Source organism: Cellulomonas sp. P4_B5_2 (assembly GCF_056402235.1).
Window position 1 is genome coordinate 1 of sequence record NZ_JBFUHU010000154.1, and the last position, 8,735, is coordinate 8,735.

The window sequence follows — 8,735 nt, forward strand, 5'->3', positions numbered from 1 at the left end:
CGGCGAGCCGGGGGCCGCGGACGACGGCCGCGTCGGGATCAGGGGCGGCGGGCACGTCAGCCGCTCACCGCCGTGGCGACCGCCGCCAGTGCCTCGGCGAGCCGCGCGGGATCCGTGCCGCCACCCTGAGCCAGGTCGTCCTTGCCGCCCCCGCCGCCGCCGAGGATCCCGGACGCCGTTCGGACGAGAGCCCCGGCGCGCACGCCACGCTCCCGCGCGGCCGCGTTGGTCGCCACGACGACGACCGGCCGTCCCTTGCTCACGCCTCCGATCGCGACGACCGCGGGCGACGCCTCGCCGAGCCGCACACGGACGTCGAGCACGAGGGTGCGGAGCTCGTCGCCACCGACCTCGCCGGCGTCGTGCGTGACCACGCGGGTCTCCCCCACGGTCTGCGCGCCGGACGCCAGGGCGCCGGCCTGCGCGAGCAGCGTCGCCTGGCGCAGGGTTGCGAGCTCCTTCTCGGAGTCCTTGAGCTTGGTGAGCAGCGAGGACACCCGCTCCGAGAGCTCGTCGGGACGCGCCCCGAGCAGGCCCGAGAGCTGTCCGACGAGCGCGCGCTCCTTCGCCTGGTACCCGTACGCACCCGCACCGACGAGCGCGTCGACACGCCGCACGCCGGAGCCGATCGCGGACTCGGACAGCAGGGTGACGAGGCCGAGCTCGCCGGACCGCTTGACGTGGGTGCCGGCGCACAGCTCGAGCGACCAGCCGTCGCCGATGTCGACGACGCGGACCTCGTTGCCGTACTTCTCGCCGAACAGTGCCATCGCGCCCCGGCCACGTGCCTCGTCGATCTTCATCACCGAGTCGGTGACCTCGAGGTCGTCCTGCAGCCGATCGTTGACGCGAGCCTCGATCTCCGCGACGACCTGCGACGGGGTCGCCGAGGGCGACCGGAAGTCGAACCGGAGCCGGCTCGGCGCATTGAGCGAGCCCGCCTGCGTGGCGCTCTCCCCGACGGACTCGTGCAGCGCCTTGTGCACCAGGTGCGTGGCCGTGTGGGCGCGCGCGATCGCCCGGCGGCGGTCGACGTCGATGGTCGCGGTACCGGACTCGCCGAAGGTCACCGTGCCGTCGACCAGCCGCCCGTGGTGCACGGACAGACCCTTGACCGGCGCCTGGACGTCGTCGACCTCGATGCGGGCACCGCCGTCGAGCAGGATGACGCCGGTGTCCGCCAGCTGCCCGCCCGCCTCGGCGTAGAACGGGGTCACGTCGAGCACGACCTCYACGTCCGCGGGCGCGGTCGCGGCCGGCGCCGGGACGCCGTCCACCAGCAGGCCGACCACGCGCGAGCGTGCCGTCGCGTCCGTGTAGCCGATGAACTGCACCGGCTTGGCGGTCTCGCTGCTCAGCGTGCTGTGCAGCTCCTGGTAGGCCGCCGTGTCGGCGCGGCCCGCGCGCTTGGCCAGCGCGTCCGCCCGAGCGCGGTCCCGCTGCTCCTTCATCAGGGTGCGGAACGCGGTCTCGTCGACGGAGACGCCCTGCTCGGCCGCCATCTCCAGCGTGAGGTCGATCGGGAAGCCGTAGGTGTCGTGCAGCTGGAACGCCTGCGAACCCGTGAGCAACGGCTCGGGAGACGACTTGGCCGCCTGCACCGCGGTGTCGAGGATCGTCGTCCCCGCCGCGAGCGTGCGGCGGAAGGTGTCCTCCTCCGCGTACGCGACCTGGCTGATCTTCTCGAAGTTCGCCGCCAGCTCCGGATAGGACGGGCTCATCGCGTCCTTGCTCAGGGGCAGCAGCGACGGCAGCGCGAGGTCGTCGACGCCCAGCAGGCGCATCGCCCGGATGGAACGGCGCAGCAGGCGGCGCAGCACGTAGCCGCGGCCCTCGTTGGAGGGCGTGACGCCGTCGCCCATGAGCATGAGCGCGCTGCGCACGTGGTCGGCGACGACGCGCATCCGGACGTCGTCGTCGTGCACCGCGCCGTACTGCTTGCCGGACAGCTCCTGTGCGCCCTGGATGACGGGGAAGACCTCGTCGATCTCGTACAGGTTGTCGACGCCCTGCAGCAGGTACGCGACGCGCTCGAGCCCCATGCCGGTGTCGATGTTCTTCTGCTTGAGGTCGCCCAGGATCGGGAAGTTCTCCTTGCCGCCCCCGTCACCGCGCTCGTACTGCATGAAGACGAGGTTCCAGATCTCGAGGTACCGGTCCTCGTCGACGACGGGACCACCCTCCGCGCCGTACTCGGGACCGCGGTCCACGTAGATCTCCGAGCAGGGACCGGACGGCCCGCGCGCACCGGTGGACCAGAAGTTGTCCTTCCAGCCCCGGCGCTGGATCCGCTCGTCGGGCAGCCCGGCGATCTGCTTCCACAGGTCGGCCGCCTCGTCGTCGTCGTGGAAGACGGTCACCCAGATCGTGTCGGGGTCGAAGCCGAACCCGCCCGACTCACGCGACCCGGTGACCAGCTCCCAGGCGAAGGTGATCGCGCCTTCCTTGAAGTAGTCCCCGAACGAGAAGTTGCCGTTCATCTGGAAGAACGTGCCGTGCCGGGTGGTCTTGCCGACCTCCTCGATGTCGAGGGTGCGCACGCACTTCTGCACGCTGGTGGCGCGCGGCCACGGCGCGGTCTGCTCCCCCAGCATGTACGGGATGAAGGGCACCATGCCGGCGATGACGAACAGCGTCGACGGGTCGGGCGAGATCAGCGAGGCCGAGGGGACGACGACGTGACCCTTGCCCTCGAAGTAGTCGAGCCAGCGCTGGCGGATCTCGGCGGTACGCATCGGTGTCCTCGTCGTCGTTCTGTGGTGATCGGGGTGGTGCCTAGAAGAAGGTGTAGCCGTCGTCGTCGTCGGGGTCCTCGGTGGGACCCGCCCAGTCGTCGCCGTGGCGGGAGGACCGGGCCGACCACGCGCTGCGCAGCTTGTCGACCCGCTCGGGCCGTTCCGCCCGGAGCGCGTCGATGTCGGCGTCGCCCACGAGGTCGTGCCGCAGCTGCTGCTCGCGCTCGGCCATCCCGGCGAGGAACTCGCTCTTCAGGGTGGCGACCGCGTGCGAGACCCGCTGGACACCGTCGACGGCGTCGGTCGTCCCGGCGGGCAGGTACGTCTCGACGATCGTGCGCCCCTTGCGCAGGACGACGACCGTGACGACGACCCCGACCGCGAGCCAGGTGAGGCGGCGGGCCATCATCGGCTCCGGCGCGCGCTCGCCGCGAGACCGGACAGCGCCCGGCGCACGCCGTACGAGAAGGCGGCGACCTTGATCATGGGCGATCCGACGGTGGCGGCGAACAGGGACGTCAACGCCGAGACGTTCTCCGAGACCTGCGCGGCCGCCGTGGTGACCGTGTCGATGTTCGCCAGCTGCGTGTTCGAGGACGCCACGAGCGTGGCGGTCTCGTCGAGCACGGGCACGGTGTGGTCGGTGATCTCCTTGACCGAGGTCCGCGTCTCGTCCAGCACGCGTCCCAGCTTGATCAAGGGGACCGCCAAGAAGCCCACGAGCAGCACGAACGCGATCGCGGCGATCAGACCCGCGACGTCACCCACCGACATGTCCAGCCTCCTGGTCCTGGGGTCGTCGACCCCGCCGAAACCCTACCTGTCCTGAACGCACGGACGCCCCCCTGCGCAGCTGCGCGGCGGGGCGTCCGTGAGGAGATCAGATCAGCGGGCGTAGTACTCGACGACCAGCTGGACCTCGYACGTCACGGGGATCTCCGCGCGCTTGGGGGCACGGACCAGGACGGAGCTGAGCTTCTCGAGCTGCACGTCGAGGTAGCCCGGGACCGTGGGGAGCACGTCGCGGTGGGCACCGGCGGCGGCGACCTGGAACGGCACGGTCGCCTGGCTCTTCGGCTTGACCTGGAGCGTCTGGCCCGGCTTCACGCGGAAGGAGGGACGGTCCACGATCTTGCCGTCGACGAGCATGTGACGGTGCACGACGACCTGGCGGGCCTGGAGGATCGTCCGGGCGAAGCCGGAACGCAGGACGAGGGCGTCGAGACGCGTCTCGAGGTTCTCGACGAGCGCCTCACCGGTCAGGCCCGGGGCCTTGCGGGCATCCTCGTACGCACGAGCCATCTGCTTCTCGCGCAGCGCGTACTGGGCGCGCAGACGCTGCTTCTCGCGGAGGCGGACCGCGTAGTCCGACTCGGTGCGACGACGCGCACGGCCGTGCTCGCCGGGGGGGTACGGCCGCTTCTCGAAGTGCTTGACGGCCTTGGGCGTCAGCGCGAGGCCGAGGGCGCGGGAAAGGCGCACCTGGCGACGCGAGCGGGTCACGCTGCTCACAGAGTTACTTCCTGTCGTTGTAGACGTCACACCCGAAGTCGGAGAGCTCCGCCGGGCGTGGGGCCGACCGTGTGGTGCGCCGTGTCTTGTTCCGACGCTGGCTAAGGCCCCAGGTGGCCGTCCGAGCTGGGGGCGTGGATGCACACCCGTCCCGCGGACGACCGTGACACTCTACCCTGCGGCGGCGGTGAAACCCGAATCAGCCCTGCTCGTCGAGGATCGCGCGGATCCGGTCCAGCCGCTCGGTCACCTGGCGCTCGTACCCACGGTCGCTCGGCTCGTAGTACCGCGTGCCCACCAGCTCGTCGGGCAGGTACTGCTGGGCGGCCACCGCGTGCGGCTGGTCGTGCGCGTACAGGTAGGACGTCCCGTGCCCCAGCTGCTTCGCCCCCGGGTAGTGCGCGTCGCGCAGGTGGGGCGGCACGGACCCGATACGACCCGCTCGCACGTCGGCCAGCGCCCTGTCGATGCCCGTGTACGCCGCGTTCGACTTCGGGGCCGTCGCCAGGTGCACGACGGCCTCCGCCAGGATGATCCGCGCCTCGGGCATACCGATCAGTGCGACAGCCTGAGCGGCCGCGACCGCCGTCTGCAGCGCGCTCGGGTCCGCCATGCCCACGTCCTCGGCGGCGGCGATGACGATCCGGCGGGCGATGAACCGGGGGTCCTCCCCCGCGGCGATCATCCGCGCGAGGTAGTGCAGCGAGGCGTCGACGTCGGAGCCGCGCATCGACTTGATGAACGCGCTGATGACGTCGTAGTGCTGGTCGCCGTCGCGGTCGTAGCGCACCGCGGCGACGTCGATGGCCCGCTCCATCGTCGCGAGGTCCACGGCGACGGGTGGGACGGCGTCGTCCTCGGACAGGGCGGAACCGGCGGCGGCCTCGAGGATGGTCAGTGCCTTGCGCGCGTCGCCTCCGGCCAGGCGCAGCAGGTGCTCCTCCGCGTCCTCGGACAGGCTGATCGAGCCGTCCAGGCCCCGCTCGTCCTCGACCGCGCGGCGCACCAGGCGACGCACGTCCTCGGTGTCCAGCGGCTGCAGCGTGAGCAGCAGGGAACGCGAGAGCAGCGGCGAGTTCACCGAGAACGACGGGTTCTCCGTGGTGGCGGCCACCAAGGTCACCCAGCGGTTCTCCACGCTGGGCAGCAGCGCGTCCTGCTGCGCCTTGGTGAACCGGTGCACCTCGTCGATGAACAGGACGGTCTCGGTGCCGTCCGTCGCCAGCCGCCGACGGGCGTCCTCGATCACGGCGCGCACGTCCTTGACACCTGCGGTCACCGCCGACAGCTCGACGAACCGGCGGCCGGACGTGGCGGCGATGAGGTAGGCGAGCGTCGTCTTGCCGGTGCCGGGCGGTCCCCACAGGACCACCGAGGTCGGCGCTGCCCGGCGGGCGGCCTCGTTGGCCGGCTCCACCAGACGGCGCAGCGGCGAGCCCCCGACGAGCAGGTGCTCCTGGCCGGCCACCTCCCCCAGGTCCCGCGGTCGCATGCGCACGGCGAGTGGCGCACCGGCACCGACGGCGGGCAGGCCGGTGGCCGTCGACGTCACCGCATCGAACAGGTCCATGCGGGCAGGGTACGCACGAGGACCCACGTCCGAGAGACGCCATCACGGCGATCTGGTGACTCCGTGTGCGCGACGGCTGTTCCACCTGCGACGATGACCGGCGTGTTCGCCCGAGTCGGTCGCGCTGTCGCCCACCATCCACGCCTCACCGTCGTCGCGTGGCTGGTCCTCGCCGTGCTCGGCTACGGTCTGGCCGTCCTCGGGGTGCACGGGGAGAACCTGTTCGACCGCCTGAGCACGGGCGCTCCCTCGGTCCCCGGGTCCGAGAGCGCCGAGGGGCGCCAGATCCTCGAGGACTCCGACGAGAGCGGCCCCTCGCTCACGCTGGTGCTCCAGGGTGTCGACCCGACGGACCCGGAGGTGGCCACCTCTCTGGCCCCGGCGCGCGCCGAGCTCGCGGAGATCGAGGGCGTCGTGTCCGTCATCGACGCCCTGGGCCTGCCGGACGGCGCGGCCAACCCTGCCGCGGCCCCCCTGCTCGCCGCGGACGGCGACGGGTTCCTGGTCGTCGTCGAGCTCGCACCGGACCTGTCGCCGGACGAGGAGCAGGCTGCCCTGGACGAGGTCGCGGAGCGCCTCCGGGACGTCCCCGCGGACCTCGAGGTGGCCGCGCCCGGCGTGACCGGGATAGTCGGCGGCACGAGCCTGATCGTCGAGGCCATCACGGACCAGGTGGAGACCGACCTGCGCACCGGCGAGACCATCGCCCTGCCGATCGCGCTCCTGATCATGGTGCTCGTCTTCGGCGGCTTCCTCGCTGCCTCGATGCCGATGATGGGCGCGATCGCCTCGATCGCCGGCGGCCTCGCGGCGCTGCTCGGCTTCTCCTACCTGCTCGACCTCGACTCGTCCGTCGTCAACATCGTGACGGTCCTCGGTCTCGGCCTCTCGATCGACTGGGGGCTGCTGATGGTGTCCCGGTTCCGGGAGGAGCTGCACCGCGTCGTCGACGGCGACGGCGGCCGCGGGAGCCGACGACGGCGCGGCGACGGCGCCGTGCTCACCGCGATCGAGCGCACCATGGCCACCGCCGGCCGGACGGTGACCTTCTCCGCGCTCATCGTGGCCATCTCGATCGCGGGCCTGCTCGTCTTCCGGCCGCCGATCCTGCGTGCGTTCGGTGCGGCGGGCGTCGCCGTGATCGTGGTGGCCGTCGCGACCGCCCTGACCCTCGTGCCCGCGCTGCTCGTGCTCGCGGGCCGCCGACTCATCCGGCCGAGCATCCTGGCGCGGATCCCCGGGCTGCGCGGCATCCTGGCGCGCACCGCCGACGTGCAGACCGAGGATGGGCTCTTCTCGCGGCTCGCCGCACGCGTGCAGCGGCACCCCTGGTTCGTGCTCCTCGGGTCGCTCGCGGTGCTGGGGATCCTCGCCCTCCCGCTCGCCCACATCGAGCTGCGCAACTCGACCACCGAGCTGCTCCCCGCCGGCAGCACCCAGCGCGAGTTCGTCGACGTCCTCGCCAGCGACTACCCCGCGGCCTCCACCCCGGCGATCACCGTCGTCGCGCAGACCTCCCTCGACGAGGCCACCGCGTGGGCCGCGACCCTCGAGGACCTCGACGGTGTCGCGTCCGTCGACCCGCCGTCCCCGGTGGACTCCTACGTGGTGATCGGGGTCCGGCCCGACACCGACGACCCCGGCGACGCCGTCGCCCGCGGTGTCGTGCACCAGGTCCGCGACCTCGACGCACCGTTCCCCACCTGGGTCACGGGTCAGGCCGCCTCGCAGATCGACTTCACCGCCGCCGTCGTCGACCGGGCACCGATCGCGATCGGGATCGTGGCGATCACGACGCTCGTCCTGCTCTTCCTGATGACCGGCTCGGTCGTCGTGCCCGTCAAAGCGCTCCTCACCAACGCGCTGTCCCTGGCGGCGTCGCTGGGGGTGCTCGTGTGGGTGTTCCAGGACGGCCACCTGTCCCGCCTGCTCGACTTCACGCCGACCGGTGGCATCGAGACCTACGTCGTCGCGCTCGTCGTCGCGTTCGCGTTCGGGCTGGCCATGGACTACGAGGTCTTCCTGCTGTCCCGGATCAAGGAGTTCGTCGACCAGGGCGTGTCCAACAACGACGCCGTGCGCTTCGGCCTRCAGCGGTCCGGCCGCATCATCACCTCGGCCGCGCTGATCGTCATCGTCGTGTTCGCCGGCTTCGTCGCGGGTGAGCTGCTGGTGATCAAGGAGGTCGGCTTCTCGTTGGCGGTCGCGGTGCTCATCGACGCGACCCTGGTGCGGATGCTGCTCGTCCCGGCGACGATGACGCTCCTCGGCCGTGCGAACTGGTGGGCCCCGCCGTTCCTGCGGCGCGCCTACGACCGCATCTCGATCACCCACTGACGAGCACCGTGCCCAGCCACCGCACAGCCGTGGACCGCGTCCCGTACCTTCGTGCGCGCCGGCACGCACGTGCGGCCACGCTCCTGGTCCTGCTGCTCGTCGGGTTCCTGGCGCGGACGATCGCCGTCCTGGCGGGTCTCGAGGGCATCTCGCCGGTGGCGATCCTGCCGTTCCTCACCCTGTGCGTCGTGTGCATCGTGGCGTGGATCGTCCTCGGCCGTCTGTGGCGTCGGTCCGCGGCTCTGCGGCCCGTCACCCTCTCCGTCGACGCGGGCGACGGCGCGCTGCAGGGCGCTCCGGAGCGCGACGGCCCCGAGGGCGGCCACCTGTCCCTGCGGGGCGAGGTCGAGCCGCCCACACGGTGGTGACCCGGACCGCACGTCAGCCGGGAGGACGCTCCGAGCCCGCCGGGCCGAAGGACGTGAGCTCGGCGTCGGTGCGGAAGCCGAGCCGACGGTAGATCCGGCGTGCCGTGTCGTTCTGTGCGTACATGCCGAGCGACACCCACGACGCCCCGGCCAGCACGCCCGCGCGCGTCGCGGCCGCGGTGAGGGCGGTCCCCATGCCGCTCCCGCGCAGGG

The 8,735-nt window shown here is 72.0% G+C and carries 8 protein-coding genes; 2 read left to right on the forward strand and 6 right to left on the reverse strand.

The window, feature by feature from the left end; translation table 11 throughout:
• Nucleotides 1–56 precede the first annotated feature (56 nt).
• The 5 genes from alaS to AC1DUQ_RS12320 all read right to left on the reverse strand — a co-directional run bounded on the left by alaS (nt 57) and on the right by AC1DUQ_RS12320 (nt 5,817).
• The gene (gene alaS, locus AC1DUQ_RS12300; RefSeq protein ID WP_477061973.1) at nt 57–2,735 is read right to left on the reverse strand and encodes an alanine--tRNA ligase; all 2,679 of its coding nucleotides are present in this window, start codon (nt 2,733–2,735) and stop codon (nt 57–59) included.
• A 40-nt stretch (nt 2,736–2,775) separates the two neighbouring features.
• Nucleotides 2,776–3,141: a hypothetical protein gene (locus AC1DUQ_RS12305; protein ID WP_477061972.1), complete on the reverse strand. Its 366-nt coding sequence runs from the start codon at nt 3,139–3,141 to the stop codon at nt 2,776–2,778.
• Nucleotides 3,141–3,509: a DUF948 domain-containing protein gene (locus AC1DUQ_RS12310; protein WP_056095021.1), complete on the reverse strand. Its 369-nt coding sequence runs from the start codon at nt 3,507–3,509 to the stop codon at nt 3,141–3,143. Before AC1DUQ_RS12310 ends, AC1DUQ_RS12305 begins: the two co-directional genes overlap by 1 nt.
• A 111-nt stretch (nt 3,510–3,620) precedes the next feature.
• Entirely contained in the window at nt 3,621–4,247 is a 627-nt protein-coding gene (gene rpsD / locus AC1DUQ_RS12315; protein ID WP_477073876.1) for a 30S ribosomal protein S4, read from the reverse strand.
• Between the two features lie 199 nt (nt 4,248–4,446).
• Entirely contained in the window at nt 4,447–5,817 is a 1,371-nt protein-coding gene (locus AC1DUQ_RS12320; protein WP_477061971.1) for a replication-associated recombination protein A, read from the reverse strand.
• 93 nt (nt 5,818–5,910) lie between these two features.
• Here AC1DUQ_RS12320 and AC1DUQ_RS12325 point away from each other — a divergent pair, with 93 nt between their 5' ends.
• Together AC1DUQ_RS12325 and AC1DUQ_RS12330 are read left to right on the forward strand one after the other, a co-directional pair.
• On the forward strand, nt 5,911–8,154 hold the full coding sequence (locus tag AC1DUQ_RS12325) for an MMPL family transporter (protein ID WP_477061970.1): 2,244 nt from the start codon (nt 5,911–5,913) through the stop codon (nt 8,152–8,154).
• Nucleotides 8,155–8,162: 8 nt separating this feature from the next.
• The gene (locus AC1DUQ_RS12330) at nt 8,163–8,522 is read left to right on the forward strand and encodes a hypothetical protein (protein ID WP_477061969.1); all 360 of its coding nucleotides are present in this window, start codon (nt 8,163–8,165) and stop codon (nt 8,520–8,522) included.
• A 13-nt stretch (nt 8,523–8,535) separates the two neighbouring features.
• Here AC1DUQ_RS12330 and AC1DUQ_RS12335 read toward each other — a convergent pair.
• The coding region (locus AC1DUQ_RS12335; protein ID WP_477073877.1) for a GNAT family N-acetyltransferase at nt 8,536–8,735 on the reverse strand (200 nt) is incomplete at its 5' end.